Annotated in this window: 20 protein-coding genes; 7 read left to right on the top strand and 13 right to left on the bottom strand. The window is 68.4% G+C overall.

Going from position 1 to position 20,478, the window contains the following annotated elements; all coding sequences use genetic code 11:
* Positions 1–44: 44 nt before the first annotated feature.
* Together purH and purN are read right to left on the bottom strand one after the other, a co-directional pair.
* Positions 45–1,586 carry a bifunctional phosphoribosylaminoimidazolecarboxamide formyltransferase/IMP cyclohydrolase gene (purH, locus tag AB0L53_RS12750; protein ID WP_363993044.1) on the bottom strand — a complete coding sequence of 514 codons (1,542 nt, stop codon included), beginning with the start codon at positions 1,584–1,586 and terminating at the stop codon, positions 45–47.
* Complete coding sequence (gene purN / locus AB0L53_RS12755) at positions 1,583–2,278, bottom strand: phosphoribosylglycinamide formyltransferase (protein WP_363993045.1); 696 nt, start codon at positions 2,276–2,278, stop codon at positions 1,583–1,585. The genes purH and purN overlap by 4 nt, the downstream gene beginning before the upstream one ends.
* A 39-nt stretch (positions 2,279–2,317) precedes the next feature.
* Between purN and AB0L53_RS12760 the strand changes: the two genes are divergently transcribed.
* The gene (locus tag AB0L53_RS12760; RefSeq protein WP_363993046.1) at positions 2,318–2,737 is read left to right on the top strand and encodes a hypothetical protein; all 420 of its coding nucleotides are present in this window, start codon (positions 2,318–2,320) and stop codon (positions 2,735–2,737) included.
* A gap of 37 nt (positions 2,738–2,774) precedes the next feature.
* Here the strand turns inward: AB0L53_RS12760 and AB0L53_RS12765 are convergent, their stop codons facing one another.
* Positions 2,775–3,389, bottom strand: a complete 615-nt coding sequence (locus AB0L53_RS12765; protein WP_363993047.1) for a TetR family transcriptional regulator — start codon at positions 3,387–3,389, stop codon at positions 2,775–2,777.
* Between the two features lie 70 nt (positions 3,390–3,459).
* On the opposite strand from AB0L53_RS12765, the gene AB0L53_RS12770 reads away from it, so the two are divergent.
* A complete protein-coding gene (locus tag AB0L53_RS12770) occupies positions 3,460–4,521 on the top strand; it encodes a hypothetical protein (protein ID WP_363993048.1) in 1,062 nt (353 codons plus the stop codon).
* On the opposite strand, the gene AB0L53_RS12775 is transcribed toward AB0L53_RS12770, so the two are convergent.
* The 3 genes from AB0L53_RS12775 to sucC form a co-directional block, all read right to left on the bottom strand.
* Complete coding sequence (locus tag AB0L53_RS12775; protein ID WP_363993049.1) at positions 4,518–6,122, bottom strand: DUF6350 family protein; 1,605 nt, start codon at positions 6,120–6,122, stop codon at positions 4,518–4,520. The two genes, AB0L53_RS12770 and AB0L53_RS12775, sit on opposite strands and share 4 nt — an antisense overlap.
* Positions 6,123–6,306: 184 nt before the next feature.
* Positions 6,307–7,182, bottom strand: coding sequence for a succinate--CoA ligase subunit alpha (gene sucD / locus AB0L53_RS12780; RefSeq protein ID WP_219531323.1), 876 nt, complete (start codon positions 7,180–7,182; stop codon positions 6,307–6,309).
* A 3-nt stretch (positions 7,183–7,185) separates the two neighbouring features.
* The gene (sucC, locus tag AB0L53_RS12785) at positions 7,186–8,367 is read right to left on the bottom strand and encodes an ADP-forming succinate--CoA ligase subunit beta (RefSeq protein WP_363993050.1); all 1,182 of its coding nucleotides are present in this window, start codon (positions 8,365–8,367) and stop codon (positions 7,186–7,188) included.
* A 222-nt stretch (positions 8,368–8,589) separates the two neighbouring features.
* Here sucC and AB0L53_RS12790 point away from each other — a divergent pair, with 222 nt between their 5' ends.
* Both AB0L53_RS12790 and AB0L53_RS12795 read left to right on the top strand, forming a co-directional pair.
* Positions 8,590–9,492: a hypothetical protein gene (locus AB0L53_RS12790; RefSeq protein WP_363993051.1), complete on the top strand. Its 903-nt coding sequence runs from the start codon at positions 8,590–8,592 to the stop codon at positions 9,490–9,492.
* 158 nt (positions 9,493–9,650) lie between these two features.
* Positions 9,651–10,529 carry a hypothetical protein gene (locus AB0L53_RS12795; RefSeq protein WP_363993052.1) on the top strand — a complete coding sequence of 293 codons (879 nt, stop codon included), beginning with the start codon at positions 9,651–9,653 and terminating at the stop codon, positions 10,527–10,529.
* A gap of 55 nt (positions 10,530–10,584) precedes the next feature.
* Here AB0L53_RS12795 and AB0L53_RS12800 read toward each other — a convergent pair whose 3' ends face one another.
* Together AB0L53_RS12800 and galE are read right to left on the bottom strand one after the other, a co-directional pair.
* Positions 10,585–10,788, bottom strand: a complete 204-nt coding sequence (locus tag AB0L53_RS12800) for a hypothetical protein (protein WP_363993053.1) — start codon at positions 10,786–10,788, stop codon at positions 10,585–10,587.
* A gap of 16 nt (positions 10,789–10,804) precedes the next feature.
* Positions 10,805–11,785 (bottom strand): UDP-glucose 4-epimerase GalE, encoded by a 981-nt coding sequence (galE, locus tag AB0L53_RS12805; protein WP_363993054.1) that lies wholly within the window; start codon positions 11,783–11,785, stop codon positions 10,805–10,807.
* Between the two features lie 131 nt (positions 11,786–11,916).
* Here galE and AB0L53_RS12810 point away from each other — a divergent pair, with 131 nt between their 5' ends.
* Together AB0L53_RS12810 and AB0L53_RS12815 are read left to right on the top strand one after the other, a co-directional pair.
* On the top strand, positions 11,917–12,690 hold the full coding sequence (locus tag AB0L53_RS12810) for a hypothetical protein (RefSeq protein WP_363993055.1): 774 nt from the start codon (positions 11,917–11,919) through the stop codon (positions 12,688–12,690).
* Between the two features lie 138 nt (positions 12,691–12,828).
* Entirely contained in the window at positions 12,829–13,839 is a 1,011-nt protein-coding gene (locus AB0L53_RS12815) for a L,D-transpeptidase (RefSeq protein WP_363993056.1), read from the top strand.
* A gap of 77 nt (positions 13,840–13,916) precedes the next feature.
* Here the strand turns inward: AB0L53_RS12815 and pcrA are convergent, their stop codons facing one another.
* Positions 13,917–16,136, bottom strand: a complete 2,220-nt coding sequence (gene pcrA / locus AB0L53_RS12820; protein WP_363993206.1) for a DNA helicase PcrA — start codon at positions 16,134–16,136, stop codon at positions 13,917–13,919.
* 276 nt (positions 16,137–16,412) lie between these two features.
* Here pcrA and AB0L53_RS12825 point away from each other — a divergent pair, with 276 nt between their 5' ends.
* Entirely contained in the window at positions 16,413–17,132 is a 720-nt protein-coding gene (locus tag AB0L53_RS12825) for a PIG-L deacetylase family protein (RefSeq protein ID WP_363993057.1), read from the top strand.
* Between the two features lie 49 nt (positions 17,133–17,181).
* On the opposite strand, the gene AB0L53_RS12830 is transcribed toward AB0L53_RS12825, so the two are convergent.
* The 4 genes from AB0L53_RS12830 to AB0L53_RS12845 all read right to left on the bottom strand — a co-directional run bounded on the left by AB0L53_RS12830 (position 17,182) and on the right by AB0L53_RS12845 (position 20,473).
* Positions 17,182–17,916, bottom strand: a complete 735-nt coding sequence (locus AB0L53_RS12830; protein ID WP_363993058.1) for a CPBP family intramembrane glutamic endopeptidase — start codon at positions 17,914–17,916, stop codon at positions 17,182–17,184.
* 87 nt (positions 17,917–18,003) lie between these two features.
* Positions 18,004–18,261 (bottom strand): WhiB family transcriptional regulator, encoded by a 258-nt coding sequence (locus AB0L53_RS12835; RefSeq protein WP_357948505.1) that lies wholly within the window; start codon positions 18,259–18,261, stop codon positions 18,004–18,006.
* A gap of 107 nt (positions 18,262–18,368) precedes the next feature.
* Positions 18,369–19,013: a neutral zinc metallopeptidase gene (locus AB0L53_RS12840; protein ID WP_363993059.1), complete on the bottom strand. Its 645-nt coding sequence runs from the start codon at positions 19,011–19,013 to the stop codon at positions 18,369–18,371.
* Complete coding sequence (locus AB0L53_RS12845) at positions 19,010–20,473, bottom strand: glutamate--cysteine ligase (protein WP_363993060.1); 1,464 nt, start codon at positions 20,471–20,473, stop codon at positions 19,010–19,012. Before AB0L53_RS12845 ends, AB0L53_RS12840 begins: the two co-directional genes overlap by 4 nt.
* Positions 20,474–20,478 lie beyond the last annotated feature (5 nt).

Genomic DNA, 20,478 nt, shown 5'->3' on the forward strand with positions numbered 1-20,478 from the left:
GCCCTTTTGCCCAGGACAACGAGTGGAAATAGTGCGTCGGACCGTCAGTGGAAGAAGTGGCGCGTCCCCGTGAAGTAGAGCGCCACGCCCGCCTTCTCGGCCGCCTCGATGACCAGCTGGTCGCGGACGGATCCGCCGGGCTCCACGACGGCCTTGACGCCCGCCTCGATCAGCACCTCCAGCCCGTCGGGGAACGGGAAGAACGCGTCCGAGGCCGCCACCGACCCCTTGGCCCGCGTGTCGGCGCGGGTCACCGCCAGGCGGCACGAGTCGACCCGGTTGACCTGCCCCATCCCGACGCCCACGGTCGCCCCGCCGGACGCCAGCAGGATGGCGTTGGACTTGACCGAGCGGCAGGCCCGCCACGCGAACGCCAGATCGGCCAGCATCTCCTCGGAGACCGGCTCGCCCGCCTTGAGCTGCCAGTGCTCCGGCGCGTCGCCGGGCGCGTCGACCCGGTCGGTCTGCTGAACGAGCAGGCCGCCGTCGATCCGGCGGAACTCGGCGGGGTTGGCCGGGCCCGAGGGACAGATCAGCAGGCGGACGTTCTTCTTCTGCGTCAGTACGGCCAGCGCCTCGGGCTCGTAGGACGGCGCCACGACGACCTCGGTGAACACCTCGGCGATCTGCCGGGCCAGCTCGGCCGTGACGGCCCCGTTGACCGCGATGACGCCCCCGTACGCCGAGACCGGGTCACAGGCGTGCGCCTTGCGGTGCGCGTCGGCGACGTCGGAGCCGATGGCGATGCCACACGGGTTCTGGTGCTTGATGATCGCGACGCAGGGCTCGACGAAGTCCCAGGCCGCCCGCCAGGCCGCGTCGGCGTCGAGGTAGTTGTTGTAGGACATCTCCTTGCCGTGCACCTGCTCGGCGTTGGCCAGGCCGTCGAGGCCGCCGCTGTAGAGGGCGGCGGACTGGTGCGGGTTCTCGCCGTAGCGCAGGGTCGACTTGCGCTTCCAGGTGGCGCCCATGAACGAGGGCCAGTCGTCGTCGACCCGGTAGGCGCCGGCGAACCAGGACGCCACGGCCACGTCATAGGAGGCCGTGTGGGCGTAGGCGATGCCCGCCAGCCGCCGGCGTTCGGTCAGCGTGAAGCCGCCCTCGCCGAGCGCGGCCACCACGTCGCCGTAGAAGCGCGGGTCGACCACGACAGCGCAGGTGCTGTGGTTCTTGGCGGCGCCGCGGATCATCGCGGGCCCGCCGATGTCGATCTGCTCGACGCACTCCTCGTCGGACGCGCCGGAGGCGACCGTCTGCTCGAACGGGTAGAGGTTGACCACCACCAGCTGGAACGGGTCGATCTCCAGCTCGTCGAGCTGGGCCACGTGGTGCGGCTTGGTGAGGTCGGCCAGCAGCCCGGCGTGTACGCGCGGGTGGAGCGTCTTGACCCGGCCGTCGAGGCACTCGGGGAACCCGGTCAGCTGCTCGACCTTAGTGACGGGGATGCCGTAGGAGGCGATGGCGGCCGCGGTGCCGCCCGTTGACACGATCTCCACCCCCGCACCGTCCAGAGCCCTGGCCAGCTCCTCCAGCCCGGACTTGTCGTACACCGCGATCAGCGCGCGCCGGATGGCGATGCGAGTCACTTCGATTCCCCTTCTGATTGGTTACCGATGCGGACGGTCCGTCCTGGTTGGTTACCGATGCGGACAGTCCGTCCACTGACCGTCCAGCCCTCACGGACCATCCGGCCGACGATCTCGACGAGCAGGCGGCGCTCGACGGTCTTGATGCGCTCGTGCAGGACCGCCTCGTCGTCACCCGGCAGTACGCTCACGGCCTCCTGGGCGACGATCGGCCCGCTGTCGACGCCGGAATCGGCCAGCATGACCGTGCAGCCCGTCACCTTGACCCCGTGAGCGAGCGCGTCACGCACCCCGTGCGCACCCGGGAAGGAGGGCAGCAGCGCGGGATGGGTATTGAGCACCGGGAACGCGTCGAGCGTCGGGGCGCCGATGATCTTCATGAAGCCCGCCGACACCACCAGATCGGGCTCGTAGGAAGCGATCCGGTCGGCGAGCGCGATATTCCACTCCGACCGCTTCTCGTAATCACCCAGTTTTTCGACGAAAGTAGGGACGTCAGCCCGCGACGCCCGAGCCAGTCCCTCGATGCCGTCTCTGTCCGCACCGACAGCCACCACGCGGGCGCCGTAGGACGGGTCGGCCGAAGCGTCCAGCAGGGCCTGTAGGTTTGTTCCAGAGCCGGAGACGAGGACGACGAGCCGCCCAGCCTTTGACACGCGCACTCCAATGAGAAAACCGGGGTGGGGTTGCAAGCGTATCCGCTCTTCGTCCGGCGACGCAGAGGAGGTCAGGTGTCGACACCTGTGCAGGCACCGGCGGGTCAGCAGCCCGCAGATTCCGCGGGCCGCCGAGCCATCTGGTTGGCCATCGCGGCACTGGCCATGACGTTCATGCTGCCGCTGGCGGGGCTGGTCATGGCGGTGTTCGCGCTGATGGCGGGCATTCGCGCGCTGCCCCAACTGAAGAGCGCGGGCAAGCCGCCGGGCATGGCCGTGGGCGGCATCGCCGTCTCCTCGGTCGCCCTCACGCTGTCGGCCTTGGCCACGGCGATGCAGCTCTATCTGATGGACGAATACTCCGCCTACCAAAACTGCATGAAGGGCGCGGGCACCGTCTCGTCGCAGGGCGAGTGCTTCACCCAGTTCAGGGACGCGGCCCAGAAGAAGCTCCCGCCGGACGTACTCGAACTCCTGGGCGCGGTGCAGCCCTAGCCGGAGAGGATATCCCTCCCCGGGGACCCCGACCCCATCACAGCGATTCCAGGCCGCGCATCGCGATGTTCACGGCCCGTCCGGTTGACGCCAGATACTCCTGCTCCGCCTCGCCGTACATCTCCAGGCTGGCCATCCCGGCCGCCTGCACCGCACCCATGAACGCGCCGGTCGCCGCCGCGGCACTGATGGGGTCCAGCCTGTCGGGGAATGCGGTCAACAACGCGGCGGCGATCCGGCGCTGCGCGTCGAACATCATGTGAAGGGCCTTCGCCTGTACGGCGGGCACCGTCGCGAGCAGCCTCTGGTAGAGATCCTTCAGCTCCGGGTCCCCGGTCCACGGCCCCTGGGTGAGGTAGTGGGCGATGGCTTGGTCGTAGGTCCTGCGCAGCACTTGCTGCAGCGTGTCGTCCGGGGCGCGGTCGGCGATCACCTCCAGCGCCAGCCCGTAGAACCGCTCGACGTCGGCGAACAGCACGTGCTCCTTGCTCGGGAAGTAGTTGAAGAACGTCTTGGTGGCCACGTCCGCCGCGGCGGCGATCTGTGCGCCGGTGGTCTGTTCGTAGCCCTGCTCGGTGAACAGCCGAATCGCCGTACGGATGAGCAGGTGCCTGGTCTGTCGCTTCTTGCGTTCGCGCAGCGTCTCCTCCATAGCTGCAATCTTACACTAGAAGAAATTTACACGCTTGTATTTTTGCGCTGAGTGGTGATATTCAGGAGCCATGAGCCAAAGAGCGTTACCTCCTCGCCTGGCGCCCGCCATCGGGCTGTTCTTCCTGGCGCCACTGAGCGCCGAGTACCTGATGGGCAACGCACCGATCACCCACGTCCAAAACCTGCTCGGCCTGGGCCCCCTGTACGGCGGCGGCGCCCTCCTCATCCGTGAGTTCGCCCGCCGTACCGGACGCGGCTGGCCCACGATGATGACCCTCGCGCTGGCCTACGGCATGCTCGAGGAGGCCTTCGTCACCCAGACGCTGTGGGACTCGAACTGGGTGGTCGGCGCACACACCCTCGAATACGGCTTCATCCCCGAGCTCGGCCTGGCCGGACCATGGACGCTGTTCATGGTCGGCGTGCACACGGTCTTCAGCATCAGCGCCCCGATCGCGGTCGCGGAGACCCTCGCCGGCTCGCGGCGCACCACGCCATGGCTGGGCAAGATCGGCCTCACCGTCGCAGGCGTGCTGTATGCGGTCGTCGCCCTGGGCAGCGGCGTCGCCCAGGCCGTCTTCGGCCGCCATGCCTCCGCGGTCCAGCTCATCGGCGCCGGAGTCGTCATCGCCGCGATCATCGTCGTCGGCATCCGCCTCCCCAGGCGCACCACCGATGTCACCCTGCTGCCCGGTCGCGCCCCCAGCCCGTGGGTCGCCGGTGCTCTCGCCATGGTCGCCGGAGCGGTCTTCGTGCTGCTGTACGCGGTCGACCCCACCGGCTTCACGCCCTGGCTGGCGGAGGCGATCCCCCTCCCGGCGTGGCTCAGCGTGGTCAGCTATCTGACCCTGTTCGTCACCGTTGCCACCGTGGTGGTCCGCTGGTCACACCGCGCCGGCTGGTCGCAGGCCCACCGGCTGGCGCTCGCCGGCGGCGCCATGCTGACCTACGCCTGGCACTCCTTCCCCCAGCGGAACATCACCCCGACGGTGCCGCTCACCCAACCGACCAGCCTGGCGGAAGACCTGGCCAGCAACGCCATCCTCACCGCAGGCGCAGTGGCCCTGCTGATAGTCGCGGCCCTGCGGCTCCGTCGGCCGGCGGACACCAGTACAGAACAGGCCCTTTAGTCGCGATCCCAGGCGTAGGGATCGACGTAGATGACATGGCCGCCACGATCGTCCGACTCATCGACGATGTCCGTACGCGGTGGGCGGTCCCGCTCCGGCAGGAGCGGCAGGGCCTGGGCCAGCGTCTCCGCCGCGGCCGAGGCGTGCTCGTCCTGCCAGTCGTCCCGGATCACCGGAATGGCCTGGGTGTCGGCCTCGGTGGCGTCCATCCAGTGGCCGGGCAGGGGCCGGGCGTCGGCCGCGGCCAGGCCGACCTTGCTCGCCGCCCGGGCGATCGCGGCGCCCGCCTTGCGTACTGGTACGGCGGCCTTGTCGAGCGGGGCGCGGGCCCGCCGGTTGAGCAGGAGTACGTTGGCCACGCCCGCGGAGATGCCGGCGGCGACGCCCACCTCCAGGCCCACCGACAGCGCCACCTCCCACGGCGACGGCCCGACCGTGGCCAGCCGCCCGCCGCCGATGGGGCCGCCGGACAGCGCGGCGAGCAGCGCGGCGACCAGCCCGGTGGTGATCCCGGTGAAGAACCCCCACAGCGGTGCGGCCTCGTACGACGGCGACGGCGCCATCCTGGCCACCACGATCCCGGCCACGGTCCCGGCGGCGAACGGCAGCGCGATCACCGCCATCGTCCAGCCGGGCACGGGACCGCTCTCGGGCAGCGCGCCGAGCAGCGGCAGGCTCGGCACCGTGCCCAGCTGCACGCCCGTGGGCGCGACCAGCGTGTCGGCGCCGACGGCGAAGCCCGGACCGGCGATGTAGGAGGCCGCCCAGATGACGGTGTTGAGCAGGTAGAGGGCCTGGACCAGCAGGAGCAGCACGCCGCCCACGAACCCGGGTGAGAGCACGTTGGACAGCTCGCGTACCTGGCCGAAGTTCACGATCAGGGCCGTCAGCACGAGGGCGAGCCCGGCGACGAGCAGCACCGCCGTGGCGACGGCCGTGCCGACGGTCAGGGCCCGCACCCGCTCGGGCAGCAGGCGCAGCATCGCCCGCCACGGGCCGATCGTCCGCGCCGTGGCCAGCGCCCCCGCGAAGAATGCCAGCACGAAGTGGCTGACCAGCGCCTCGCCGATGAACGGCTGGGTGATGTCGTTACGGGCGACGAGCGCGATGAGCCCGGCGAGCAGGGCGTAGGGGGCGGCCAGGGAGACCCCGGCCTGCGCGACCAGTACGAGCTGAGCCCGGCGGCGCGCGCTGGCCTGCTCGCGCGGGCTGTTCTTGGGCAGCCGCGCGGGCAGCCGCAGCCGCAGGTCGGCGTCGCGCGCCATCCACCGCCCGGCGCGGTAGAGCAGCACGGCGGGCAGGATCGTCAGGCCGAGCGGGAGCAGCCCCACCTTGCCACCGGGGATCGCGAACCCGGCGTGGTGGGCGGCCAGCCACACCTGCGCCGCCGTACGGAACACGCCCGGCAGCCCCGCGCCCAGCGCGCCGCGCGGCGCGGCGATCCACCCGACCAGGGTCAACGTGGTGAGTACGGCCAGGCCGACGCCCAGCGTGATGGCGGCGGCGAGCATCCCGGACACGGGCAGCGGCCGGCGCGTCTCGTCGTCATCACTTGAGACGCCGGGCAGCCGACCTAGTACCGATTCGAGAAGCGCCGTCACAAGTAGTTATTTTCTCAAGCTTTACCAACCAACGCTTGGTTGACGCGCCGCGCGCGGGGCTTTCCCTCTCCCATTTTTCGCCCTCTTTGGGGGGTCTCCGCGGTTTCACAGGGGACGCCACCCACCGGCTCGGCACAAAAAAGACGCCCCGCCACGAAACGGGCGGGGCGGTCTTCAGCCGGAATCAGCGCGACTGCATGATCTCACGCATGAGGCGCGCGGTCTCGGACGGAGTCTTGCCGACGCGGACGCCCACCTTTTCGAGGGCCTCCTTCTTCGCCTGCGCGGTGCCGGCGGAGCCGGAGACGATGGCACCGGCGTGGCCCATCGTCTTGCCCTCCGGGGCGGTGAAGCCCGCGACGTAGGCCACCACGGGCTTGGTGACGTGCTGCTCGATGTAGGCCGCGGCCCGCTCCTCGGCGTCGCCGCCGATCTCACCGATCATCACGATCGCGTCGGTGCCCGGGTCGTCCTGGAATGCCTGGAGCGCGTCGATGTGCGTCGTGCCGATGACCGGGTCACCGCCGATGCCCACCGCGGTCGAGAAGCCGAAGTCGCGCAGCTCGTACATGAGCTGGTACGTCAGCGTGCCCGACTTGGACACCAGGCCGATGCGACCGGCCGTGGTGATGTCGGCGGGGATGATGCCGGCGTTGGAGGCGCCGGGCGAGGCGATGCCGGGGCAGTTGGGGCCGATGATGCGGGTCTTGTTGCCCTTGGCGATCGCGTACGCCCAGAACTCGGTCGAGTCGTGGACCGGCACGCCCTCGGTGATCACCACGCAGAGCGGGATCTCCGCGTCGATGGCCTCCTTGACGGCGTCCTTGGTGAAGGCCGGGGGCACGAAGGCGACCGACACGTCGGCGCCCGTCTGCTCCATGGCCTCCTTCACCGTGCCGAACACCGGCAGGCCCTCGTGCGTCGTGCCCGCCTTGCGGGCGTTGACGCCACCGACCACGCGGGCGCCGGAGGCGAGCATGCGGCGGGTGTGCTTGGTGCCCTCACCGCCGGTCATGCCCTGAACGATGATCTTGCTGTTCTCGGTCAGCCAGATAGCCATGTGTCACGCACCTACCGCAGCGAGCTCGGCGGCCCGCTTGGCCGCGTCGTCCATCGTGTCGACCAGCTCGACGCGCGGGAGCGCGGCGTCGGCCAGGATCTGCCGCCCCAGCAGGGCGTTGTTGCCGTCAAGGCGGACCACCAGCGGGTGGGTCACCGCTTCGCCGCGGCTCTCCAGCAGCTTGAAGGCCGAGACGATGCCATTGGCCACGGCGTCGCAGGAGGTGATGCCGCCGAAGACGTTCACGAAGATCGACTTCACCGCCGGGTCGGAGAGGATGATCTCCAGGCCCGCGGCCATGACCTCGGCAGAGGCGCCGCCGCCGATGTCGAGGAAGTTGGCGGGCGACGGCTTGCCGGGGAACGCCTCGCCGGCGTAGGCGACCACGTCGAGGGTCGACATGACCAGGCCCGCGCCGTTGCCGATGATGCCCACGTCACCGTCGAGCTTGACGTAGTTGAGGTCCTTCTCCTTGGCCTTGGCCTCAAGGGGGTCCTCGGCGTTCTTGTCGGCGTACGCCTCGTGCTCCGGCTGGCGGAACGCGGCGTTGTCGTCGAGCGTGACCTTGCCGTCGAGCGCCTTCACCTGGCCGTCAGCCGACAGGATCATCGGGTTGACCTCGACCAGCGTGGCGTCCTCGTCGACGAACGCGCACCAGAGCTTCTCGATGAGCTCGGCGGCGCCGTCGAGCGCCTTCTCGGGCAGCCCGCCCGCGGCCGCGATCTCCCGCGCCCTGGCGCGGTCGATGCCGTCCAGCGCGGAGACCGGGATCTTGGCCACCTTGTCGGGGGAGGTGTGCGCGACCTCTTCGATCTCCATGCCGCCCGCGGCGGAGCAGATCGCGAGGAAGGTACGGTTCGCGCGGTCGAGCAGGAAGGAGAAGTAGTACTCCTCCGCGATCGCGCTGGCCTCCTCCACGAGCACCTTGTGGACCGTGTGGCCCTTGATGTCCATGCCCAGGATGGCGTTGGCCTTGTCAACGGCGTCGGCGGCGTCATCGGCCACCTTCACGCCACCGGCCTTGCCGCGGCCTCCGGTCTTCACCTGGGCCTTGACGACGACGCGGCCGGTCAGCTGCTCAGCCGCCGCCCGTACCTCCTCCACGGTGTGAGCGACAATGCCGCGTGGCACCGGGATGCCGTAGTCAGCGAAGAGCTCCTTCGCCTGATGTTCGAACAGGTCCACGAGGGTCCGTCCTTGCTTATCCGACTGATGTTCGACGCTTGTCCGACTGAAATGTTCGACGGCCCGGGCCACCCCGTGCGTGCGTGCCGGGCGTTTCCGCCAGTGAAGCCTAGCCCCAAGCTTGACCTGACCAGGTCATCGGGTCTCGGTTATCCCGTTATGTGACAGTGATCTCACTTCAGCACGATATTTCGGGACATCTGAAGAAGGGCACCCACATCTATGAGGCGATGGATCGTCGGCGCGGTGGCAGTTTCCGCGCTGGCCGTGGCCGCTCCCGCGTACGCGCAGGCCAAACCGGCGGACCCGGTGGCGGCGCTGAAGAAGCAGTTCGTCGCGGGGCAGGGAGTCAAGTTCGCCGAGCGGACCAGCATCAAGATCGGCGGTGAGTCCTACACCCAGGCCGACAGGCAGGGCGTGATCGGGTTCGACGCCAAGGGCATCGCGGGCGCCGAGAACACCCGTACGCCCATCCTCACGCCGCAGGAACGGGCGCGGCTGAAGAAGATGGCGGCGAAGGACGCCTCCATCGCCGACGCCGTCGACCTGCTCACCGAGCGGATCTACCTCGTCAGCGTGGGCCGGCGCATGTACGTCAACGGCGGCCTGTACAGCACCCTCGTACCCGAGAACAAGAGCTGGGTCGGGATGAACGGCAGCCCGTCCTCGGCCGCTTATGGCGACCAGCTCATCAACGTCTTCGAACCGGCGACGCTCAAATACCTGCTGGCCAAGACGAAGACGGTAAGGGGCGCCCAGTATCGGGGCTCGATCACTTTCGCCGAGCTGTACAAGCTGTCGCCGACGTTCCGCGAGCAGATCGCGATGAAGCCCACCGGCAAACCCGCCAAAACCATGATCTCCTGGCGCCTGACGCTCGACGCGCAGAAACTGGTGAAGCGGCTGGCCATCTCGTGGTCCATGAAGGCCACCAAGAAGGCCACCCTCCACGCCACGACCGAAAGCCGATACACCGATTGGGGCACCGCGGTGAACGTGACCGCGCCTCCATCCGACCAGGTCGCGGACGTCAAGGACCTGACGAAGAAGGCCCCCGAGCCACCGGCCGCCATCGACAGGAACTACGTCAGCGTTCCGCCTGACGACGATGGAAACACCCCATAGTCAGAAATTTCCACAAAGGGCCCCGACGATGTCGGGGCCCTTCGGCACGAAAAATCCACATATTTTCCTCGCTGCGGACAATCGGTTGAGATATCGTCGTGATCTTCGTTTGGCAGGATCCTCCCGCTTCCGTAAATCAAGAGACGAGGGCATTTGATATGAAGCGCATCATCACGGGGCTGGCTTTAGCGTCGGCCGCCACGCTACTGGCAGCCGGGCCGGCACAGGCGGAACCGGCTGCCAAGGACCCGGTTACCGCGGTGACGAAGCAGTTCGTGGCCGGCAAAGGTGTGAAGTTCAGCGAGCGCACCACCGCCATCGAGGGCAACAGGCGCAACATCATCATCCGCCAGTCTGGGACCTACCAGTTCAGCAATGCGGGCGTCGCCGCGTCGGAGACCACCGGCAATTTCACCATCAAGGCGCTCGCATCCGGTGATGACAAGCCCGCCAAGCTGGACAGGATTGAAAAGGCCCTGATCACGCCGGAGCGGACGATCACGATCGGCAAGTGGACGTACCTGTCCGGCGGGCTCTGGGAAGCGCTGTTGCCCACGGGCAAGACCTGGTTCTTGGTGCGGAAGGGACCGGTCTCCGGTCTGACCAGCATCTACGGCCAGCCGCTCAACCTCACCGAGGCGGCCACGCTCAAGACCCTGATCAAGGGCGCCAAGGCGGCCGAGGGCGGCTACGCAGGCAAGATCACCGTCGGTGACCTGCTCAAGGTCTCCCCGTACTTCCGCGGCAGCTTCCTGGGGGATATGCCCAACAAGAAGTCGGCGAAGGTCGCCATCTCTTGGAAGCTCACCGTCGATGCCGAGGGCCTGCCCGCACGGCTGGTCACGACGTACCCGCTGACCGCGCTGTACTCAGAGGCGAGCAAGCACCGCGCCGTCAGCGTCGAGACCCTGTACAGCGGCTGGGGCAGCACGGTGGAGATCGCGGCGCCGCCGATCGACCAGGTGACGGAGGAATTCAAGAACGGCGAGGACGAGATTCCTTCGTTGGAGATTCCGCTCAGCCGGATCGTGCATTAGCCGATGTCCGTAAACAACCCGGCGCGCGCTCGACTCGACCGTGAGACAGCGCGGCTCATGCCTCTCCCGTCGCCCGGCGGGAGAGGCGGGGTTGCTTGACGTAGTCGGTCAGGCCGATGACGTTCCCCCACGGATCGGCGATCTCCACCGTCCATCCGGTGAACACCTCGAACGCCGACCCTCCCAGCTCCTTCGCCGCCGCGCGGGCATCAGGCGCCTCGGATGGGCACGCCAGGTCGGCGTACCGCGACTCTCGCAACTCATGATCGCTCCGCTCATTCGGCCAGGCGCGAGTCCCGTACGGCGGCCCATTCGAGCGAGTGCCTGATCCCTTCCTCGATCGAGTAGCGCGGCCGCCACCCCAGCAGCCGGTGCGCAAGGTCGCTGCGCGTGTAGGCACCCGCCACGTCGCCGGGCCGTCGCTCGGTCTCGACCACCTCGACCGGCCGCTCCACCACCCGGTTGAACGCGTCGACCAACTCCCGCACGGTCGTCCCCGAGCCGGTGCCCAGGTTGATGACCGCCTCGGACAGCTCGTCGAAGCGCTGCAACGCGGCCACGTGCGCCGCCGCCAGATCCCAGACGTGGACGTAGTCGCGGATCCCGGAGCCGTCGCGGGTGGAGTAGTCGGTGCCGGTGATCTCGAACGGCACGCCTTCCTCGTACGCGCCGATCATCTTGCCCAGCGCATGGCTCGGCCGCCGCAGCTGCAACCCGGTGCGCATCGCGGGATCCGCCCCGATCGGATTGAAATAGCGCAGGGACAGCACGTTGATCGGCCGGGTCGCCGCGATATCGGCGAACATCGCCTCGCAGACCGCCTTGGTCCGCGCGTAGGGGCTCTGCGGGTCGAGCGGCGACCGCTCGTCGACCGTATGATCGTCCCCTGTCCGGTAAATCGACGCCGAGGAGCTGAAAATCATCCGCTCGCACCCGTTGCGCAGCAGGTGATCCACGAACTCCAGGCTCTTGGTGACATTCGCCCGGTAGTAGCCGACCGGATCGGCCACCGAATCCGGCACCACGATCAGCGCGGCGCAATGAATGATCGCCTCGATGTCGGGCTGCTCGGCGAATATCTTGTCGACCAGCGCCCCGTCGGCGATATCGCCCTCGTAGAAAGTCCGGCCCTCGGCGAACTCCCGCCGCCCCGTGACCAGGTTGTCGAGAATCACCGGCGTGATCCCCGCGTCCAGGCACGCCGACGCGATCGTGCTCCCGATGAACCCCGCCCCACCCGAAATCAGTACCCGCATCCCGGCACCCTATTGGGTCGCCCGCCGAGCCCGGTGTCATTCGCGCCGACTCGGGCATCCCGCCTCGATCATGGCTTCCCGCGAGGCTAATGAGGTGCGCTCGTGATCATTTGTCGGCAGGATGGCGCCCCATGAAACTCATGATCACCGCACTCACGGCGGGCATCGCCGTACTCGTCTCGTCCGCCCCCGCTCAAGCGGCGCCGAAGAACCCCGTCGCGGCGTTAAAAGCGCAGCTCGTGGCCGGGCACGGGGTCCGCTTCACCGACACCAGCGCGTTCGTCGGCGCCGTCAACAAGGATCCGCTGGTCCGGCGCACCGGCAGCGTCCAGTTCGGCAAGAAGGGGATCACCGGCTGGGACATCACCGGGAAGTTCTCCAGTCCGTTGTACGACGGGCACAACACCACGCCCGAGCGGACCATCGCGATCGGTGACGTCGCGTGGGTGTCGGGCGGCACTCTGAGCGAGGACATACCGAAGGGCAAGACCTGGTTCAAGACTTTTAGCAAGATGAATCTCAGCACCATGAGCAGCTGGTTCGGCCAGGTAGTGAGTCCGGCCGAGCCCGCGACGCTCGCCGCCCTGGTGAAGAACGGCAAGCTCAGCGGATCCACCTACCGCGGCCAGATCACCTTCAGCAAGCTCTTCAAGATCTCCCCCTGGTTCAGCAGCTCGATCCCGATGCGCTCCAACACCGAGGCCACCGTCACGTACGCCCTCAAGGTCGACGCCAAGGGGCTCCCCAATCAGTTGACCACCACATGGCAGGCCACGGACTTCCTGGACATCTCCTGGTGGGAGGACAAGGCGGTCACGACCGAGACCCGCTACACCGGCTGGGGCACCAAGGTCTCGATCAAGTCGCCGCCCGCGAGCAAGATCACCACCAAGCTCAACGACTGAGTCAGGCGCGCCGGGGCCGTAAACCAGGACCCCGAGAGGCGTTACGTGATCGTTATCACCAAGCGCCCACGTATGACGTCTTTTGGTTGTCTCACTTATGAGACGCCTGATGCGTAGACATAGTCCTGGAGTAAACCCTTGAATCCCCTCCCCCGGATGCTGGCTCTGGCCGCCCTGATCACCACGGTGGCGGCCTGTAGCACGGAAGGAACGCCTGCCCCGGTGGCTCAGGTCGCCGCCGCCACCCCGGTGCACGCGGCCGGTGCCGCCGTGCCACGGAAGGCCGTACCGAAGAGCCCGGTACAGAAGGTCGCGGCGAAGAAGGCCAAGCTGGAGATCGCCGACATCACTCCCGAAGGTGAAGCCAAAGAGAAGGTCGGCGTCGGCTTCCCCATCATCGTGACGTTCGACCGCAAGGTGACCGACAGGGCGGCGGCCGAGACCGTCCTGCAGGTGCAGGCGGACCGGCCGGTCGACGGCGCCTGGCGCTGGGTGACCGACCGCAAGGTCGTCTACCGCACCAAGACGTACTGGCGGCCGCACCAGAAGGTTCAGCTCAACGCCCGCCTGAGCCAGATTCCCGGCAACGAGGCCGCCAAGGATGTCAGCCGCCGCTTCGCCGTCGGCTACTCCAACATCTCGGTGGTGAACACCCGTAGCCACGTGATGAAGGTCAGGCGCGACGGCAAGCTGGTCAAGTCGATCCCGATCAGCGCGGGCCGCGGCGGCATGGTCAAGAACGGCGTGGACGTCTACCTGACCACCAGCGGCACCCATCTCACGATGAACAAGAAGCCGCTGGAGACCATGACCTCGGCGTGGATGGGCGTCACCGACCCCAAGGACCCTCAGTACTACAAGGAGGAGATCCCGTGGGCGGTACGCATTTCCGACAGCGGCGAGTATGTGCACCAGAGCGCTGGCTACTACCAGTTTCTAGGCCGTTCTAACCAGAGTCACGGCTGCGTCCGCGCCACCCCGGCCGGCGCCAAATGGTTCTATGGCATCGCCCAGCGCGGTGACGTCGTCAAGATCACTGGCACCAAGCGCAAGCTCGACTGGCGCAACGGCTGGAGCTACTGGCAGCTCAACTGGACCGAGTGGAAGAAGGGCAGCGCCCTCCCGAAGGGAGCCCAGCAGAAGAGCTGAGCACCCCCCGGGCCGGAGCCTTCCAGCAGGTGGGAGCGGCCGGTCAGCCCCTTATCGGGCAGAGCTTTTCCAGACGGTCAGAGCTTTTCCAGCGGAGCGTAGGCGAGGAGCAGCGTCTTCTCGCCTCCGCTCCCGAAGTCGATCTTGACCTTGGTCTTCTCCGCCACCCCGTCCACGGACACGACGGTGCCCAGCCCGAACGCGTCGTGCGTCACCCGATCGCCCGGTGCCAGCGTGGGCACCGTGCGGGCGCCCTTCTTCGGCGCCGCCGCCTGCGCGGGCTCGCGCCGGGTCGCCGCGCTCCAGGCCGACTTCTCCGGCGGGGTACGCCAGTCGAGCAGCTGCACCGGCACCTCGTTGACGAACCGCGAGGCCGGGTTGAACGACGGCGAGCCCCACGAGCTGCGTACGGCGGCCCGCGTGATGTAGAGGCGCTTCTGGGCCCTGGTGATCCCCACGTAGGCCAGCCGGCGCTCCTCCTCCAGCTCCTTCGGCTCGCCCAGCGAGCGGATGTGCGGGAAGACGCCGTCTTCCATCGCGGTCAGGAAGACGACCGGGAACTCCAGCCCCTTGGCGGTGTGCAGGGTCATCAGCGTGACCACGCCCTGCCCGCCGTCGGCTTCGGGGATCTGGTCGGCGTCGGCCACCAGCGACACCTGCTCCAGGAACTCCACCAGCGTGCCCTCGGGATTGGCCTCCTCGAACTCCGAGGCCACCGAGATGAGCTCGTTGAGGTTTTCCAGCCGGGACTCGTCCTGCGGATCCTCCGAAGCCTCCAGCTCGGCGCGGTAACCGGTGGCGACCAGGATCTCCTCCGCGAGCGCCGACGGCGGCATGCCCTCGGCCTTGCCGATCATCCCCTCGATCATCGCGACGAACTCGCGCACCGCGTTGAGCGAGCGCGTCGCCATGCCGTACGCCTCGTCGGCCCTGCGCAGCGCGTCCCAGAAGGAGATGCGCTCGCGCGAGGAGAGCGCTTCGAGCATCGCCTCGGCCCGGTCGCCGATGCCGCGCTTGGGCACATTGAGGATGCGCCGCATGGACACCACGTCGGCGGGGTTGGCCAGCACACGCAGGTAGGCCAGCAGGTCCTTGACCTCCTTGCGCTCGTAGAAGCGCACGCCCCCGACCACCTTGTAGGGCAGGCCGGTGCGGATGAAGATCTCCTCGAACACCCGGGAGGCCGCGTTGGTGCGGTAGAACACCGCGACGTCGCCGGCCTTGACGCCCTCCTCGTCGCTGAGCCGATCGACCTCCTGGGCCACGAACATGGCCTCGTCGTGCTCGTTGTCGGCCACGTAACCGACGATCTTGGGGCCGTCGCCCTGGTCGGACCAGAGGTTCTTGGGCTTGCGGGACTCGTTGCGGGCGATGACGGCGTTGGCGGCGGCCAGGATGTTCTGGGTGGAGCGGTAGTTCTGCTCCAGCAGGATCGTGCGCGCGTCGGGGTAGTCGCGCTCGAACTCCAGGATGTTGCGGATCGTCGCGCCGCGGAAGGCGTAGATCGACTGGTCGGCGTCGCCGACCACGCACAGCTCCGACTGGTCGGCACCAGATCGGACCAGCTCGCCGTCTGCAGTACGCAGGTCCGGGCGGCCCACCAGCTCCCTGATCAGGATGTATTGGGCGTGGTTGGTGTCCTGGTATTCGTCGACGAGCACGTGCCTGAACCGCATCCGGTAGTGCTCGGCCACCTCCGGGAAGAGCTGGAACAGCGTCACCGTGTTCATGATGATGTCGTCGAAGTCCATCGCGCCGGCCTCGGTGAGCTTGCGCTGGTAGCTCTTGTAGGCCTCGGCGAGCACCTTCTCCAGGTGGGAGCCCGCCTTGTCGAGCGCGGTCTCGTAGTCGACCAGCTCGTTCTTGAAGTTGCTCACCTGGGCCGAGAACGACCGCGGCGGGTAGCGCTTGGGGTCGAGGTCCATCTCCCTGCACACCATCGCCATCAGCCGCTGCGAGTCGGCCTGGTCGTAGATGGAGAAACTGGAGGGGAACCCGAGCCGCTTGGCCTCGCGGCGCAGGATGCGCATGCAGGCGCTGTGGAACGTCATCACCCACATCGCCTTCGACCTGGGCCCGACGAGCCGGTCGATGCGCTCCTTCATCTCGCGCGCGGCCTTGTTGGTGAAGGTGATGGCCAGGATCTCGCCCGGATGCACCTGCCGCTCACCGAGCAGGTAGGCGATGCGATGGGTGAGCACCCGCGTCTTTCCCGACCCCGCCCCCGCCACGATCAGCAGCGGACCGCCGTGATGGATCACGGCCTCCCGCTGTTGCGGGTTGAGGCCATCGAGCAAGGGGTGGTCAACAGAGACTTGGGTCGGCACGCACCCAGGTTAAGACTCTCCACCGACAAACGGCGCCTCGACGCCTGGAATCCCACCCCCCAAAACCGACAATCCCCTCCGAACCCCTGGAACCACGAACCCACCCATCAGCCCCCGACCCCCGAAACCCCCTTCCCACCGGCCGCCTGGAACTCCAGCCCTGAACCCGTGGCGACGGATCCGGCAGCCTGGAATGTCGGCCGTGAACCACTGGTTGTCGTCAAAGAACGATCCGAAAGGGAGAAAATGCTCGCCGACAACGAGATCAACCGGGTACTCGTCGTGACCGCGCACCCCGACGACGCCGACTTCGGTGCCGCGGGCACGGTCGCCCTCTTCGGTGATCGGGGGGTCGAGGTCACCTACCTGCTGGTCACGGACGGCGACGCGGGCGGCAACGAACGTACGCTCGACAACACCGGCATGGCCGAACTGCGCAGAGCCGAACAGACGGCCGCCGCCAAGGCGGTGGGCGTCACGGACCTCCGCTTCCTCGGCCACGCGGACGGCACGGTGGTGCCGTCGCTGGCGCTGCGCAAGGACATCGCCCGGGTCATCCGCCAGGTACGTCCCGACCTGGTGATCACCCACCACCCCGACCGCAACTACCAGTTCATCGCCCCGAGCCACCCCGACCACCGCGCGGTGGGCGGCTCCACCCTCGACGCCGTCTATCCCGACGCCCGCAACCCGTACGCCTTCCCCGAGTTGGTCAAGGACGAGGGCCTGGACGCCTGGACGGTCCGCGAGGTCTGGCTCATGGGCGGCTCCACCCCCAACCATTGGATGGACATCACAGAGGCGATCGACCGTAAGCTGGCGGCCCTGCAGTCGCACGTCAGCCAGGTGGGACACGTCGAGGGCTTCGCCGACTTCGTGAAGAGCCGCTTCGCCGCATGGGCCGAGCAGGCCGGCTTCGGCGAAGGCCACTACGCGGAGGGCTTCCAAACCGTCACAACGGCCTGACCCACACCTGGACCGTCCCCTGAGACGGGTCCCGCCGGTCTTGGCGGCCCTAGCGAGCCCCGCCGGTCTTGGCGGTCCTGCCGGCGGGGGTGGCCGCCGGATGACGGGGCTTTCCGGCGATTCGGGCGAAGAGGTAGCCGAGGGAGTTGGTCGCCAGGTGCAGCATGGTCGGGGCCGTCAAGCCGCCTTGGCGGCGTAGTTCGCAGAACAGGACGCCCGCGGCGGCCGTCGACACCACACTGCCCGCCACCACGCGGGCCGTGTCCAGGTGGCCAGGGGTCTCACCGGCCGCCAGGGCGCCGAGTGCCGGGTTGGCGCGGGACATGTCGATGGCCGGGAGGATGTGCCACAGCCCGAACAGGGCCGATGACGCCGCCGTCGCCGCGACGGTCCCGTGGGTACGGCGAAGCGTGCCGTACAGGGCGCCGCGGAAACCCATCTCCTCCAGCAGAACCGTGCCCAGAGGGACCTGCACCAGCGCCTCCTCCAGGACGCGGGCGCGCGACAGCGACAGGGCGCGGTCGTCCTGGAACAGCGGCCGGGTGCGTGGCATCGCGACCCCGACCGTGTAAACGGCGGCGACACTCGCCGCCAGGGCGCCGCCGATCGCCGCGCCCCTTGGCGCGTGCTCGAACCCGAGCTCCTGCCATGACACCCCGGACCGTCGCGCCATCGCCACCAGGGCGGCCGTCGCGGCGACGGAGGTCAGGGGGGCGAGGCGGGGCGCCACCCGGTTGTTGAGGACGTTGGCCACGGCGAGCACGGCGATCGAGCGAAGCAGCACTCCTGCAGGCTACGTCGCCCTCGTCCGTCACGGGCCGGGCCGGCCGCAGCCCGCACGTGGCCACAGACCCGGCGTGACCGCTCGGCGCTAACTGGCGGCTGGGCTGCGCCAGCCGGAGGGGAAGCGGGAGCGTCGGCGCTCCTCCGGGGTCAGGCCGCCCCAGATGCCGTCCGATTCCCCTGCCGTCAGCGCGTAGGAGCGGCACTCGGTCAGGACCTGGCAGGTGGCGCAGACCGCCTTGGCGCGTGCCTCCTGGGTGGCGGAGGGCGCGAGCGGGAAGAACAGCTCAGGATCACTGGATCTGCAGGCGCCCCCGCGCAGCCAGCCGATCTCTCCCAATGGCATGGGGCAACGGTATGCCGACGTCATGATCGGCCGCATCATCCTTTGGGTTGACACGCGAGTACATCCCCAGCAGGTCCTCGCCCATCTGCCGCGAACCCGACAAAAGATCAGCAGGCGCCTACCCCGCCGTTGAGGCCGTTGGCGAAGGACTGCTGGCGTTGCTGGGCCGTGCCGTGGGCGCTGGGGTTGAGCCAGTCGTCCGTGGGGTCGCCCGCCGCCTCCAGGTTCAGGAACAGCTCGTTCTCGTCCCCCGGCTCCGCCCGCAGCGCGCCCGAGCTGACGAGCGACGACAGCGTGCCGCCCGCGTAGCAGTCGGCCTGCAGCTCCGCCTGTACGTTCAGGTCGAAGCCGGACCGCAGCTGGGCCTGCACCGAATGCCCGAACTCGTGAGGGATGATCAGGTAGACCGAGCCGTCCCCCATCTCGCTCCAGAGCGACTCCATCCAGTCCTGGTCATAGGCAATGAAATGTCCGTCAGGGCAGTAGAAGGCATTGTTCGGGACGGCAGGCTGGCCGCCACAGTTGGGCCCCGATTTCCCGGAATAGGGTACGAAGTCGGTAATAGGGCGGTAAGTCCGGCCGAGGGCGCTGAACTGCTGCTTCCAGAACGCCTCCGTCAGCTCCCGCGCCGTCCGTACGTCACCCTCGAACGTGTCGGCCCCTGACGCGTCCATGGAAGCGGGCCTGGACAGCCCGCACGCGGCCAGGAGTAACACCAGGACGAGGGCCAGGGCTCTTCTCAAAGGCGTCACACGTCCCAAGTGTGCACCGGCTCGTTGCCGTGCATCCGCTCTATGTACTCAAGCGTCATCGCCCGCAGCGCCTCGTGCCGGTCGCCACCGTGCGCCTGTACCCGTTCGACCTGCCAGGTCGCTCCGGTACGACCCGACAGACACCGGCCCTCGATGACCCCGAGCAGCCGGTCGGCCATGCGCCGGTCCACGCCCCACTTGTCGAGCCCCTCGTGGGCCAGCGGGAGCAGGCGGCGCAGGATCAGCTCGCCGGCTGGCACCTCTCCCAGCCCCGGCCAGTAGAGACGCGCGTCCAGGCCGTGCCTGGCCGCGCTGTTCAGGTTGTCCTCGGCGGCGGCGAACGACATCTGGCTCCAGATCGGCCGCTCGGCATGCGGGAGTACGGCCATCAGCCCGTAGTAGAAGGCCGCGTTGGCCACGATGTCGACCACGGACGGCCCGGCGGGCAGCACCCGGTTCTCCACCCGTAGGTGCGGGGCGCCACCGGCGACCGCGTACACCGGCCGGTTCCACCGGTAGATCGTGCCGTTGTGCAGGGTCATCTCGTGCAGTTCCGGGATGCGGCCCTGCTCCAGCACGGCTCGCGGGTCCTCCTCCTCGCAGAGCGGCAGCAGGGCCGGGTAGTACGAGACGTTCTCCTCGAACAGGTCGAACACGCTGGTGATCCACCGCTCGCCGAACCAGACGCGCGGCCGTACGCCCTGAGCCTTCAGCTCGGCGGGACGGGTGTCCGTGGCCTGCTCGAACAGCGTGATTCTGGTCTCGCGGTGCAACTCCTTGCCGAACAGGTACGGCGAGTTGGCGGCGACGGCCACCTGCGCCCCGGCTATGGCCTGGGCGGCGTTCCAATGCGCGGCGAACTGCTCCGGGCTGACCTGCAGGTGGAGCTGCACGCTGGTGCAGGCGGCCTCGGGCGCGACGCTGTCGGCGTGGGTGTCGAGGCGTTCTATGGCCTCGATCGACAGGTGCAGGTCCTCACCGCGGGCGGCGAAGATCTGCTCGTTGAGCAGCCGGTAGCGGGGGTTGGCCGACAGCGTGCCCTCGCCGATGTCCTGCTCGCGCAGCGTGGGCAGGATGCCGATCAGGACCAGGTGGCCGCCCTCGGACTGGGCGCGCTCCTCGGCGTGGTTGAGCCGGGCCCTGACGTCGTTCTCCAGCCTGAGCAACCCGTCGCCGCCCAGTTCCTGGGGCTCGATGTTGATCTCGATGTTGAACTGGCCCAGCTCGGTGGCCCAGTCGGGCTGCGCGATCGCGGCGAGCACCTCGGCGTTGCGCATGGCCGCCTCGCCCGCGGCGTCCACGATGTTGAGCTCGATCTCCAGCCCGGCGAGGGGCCGGTCGACCTCGAAGCGAGCCTCGCGGAGCATCTGGGCGAAGACGTCCAGGCATCGCCGCACTTTTTCCCGATATTTCCGACGATCGTCCCGACTGAACACGACGACCGGCACGTCCCTGCCCATTCTGG

The sequence above is a fragment of the Nonomuraea sp. NPDC052129 genome (genome assembly GCF_040680095.1).
Classification (GTDB): Bacteria; Actinomycetota; Actinomycetes; order Streptosporangiales; family Streptosporangiaceae; genus Nonomuraea.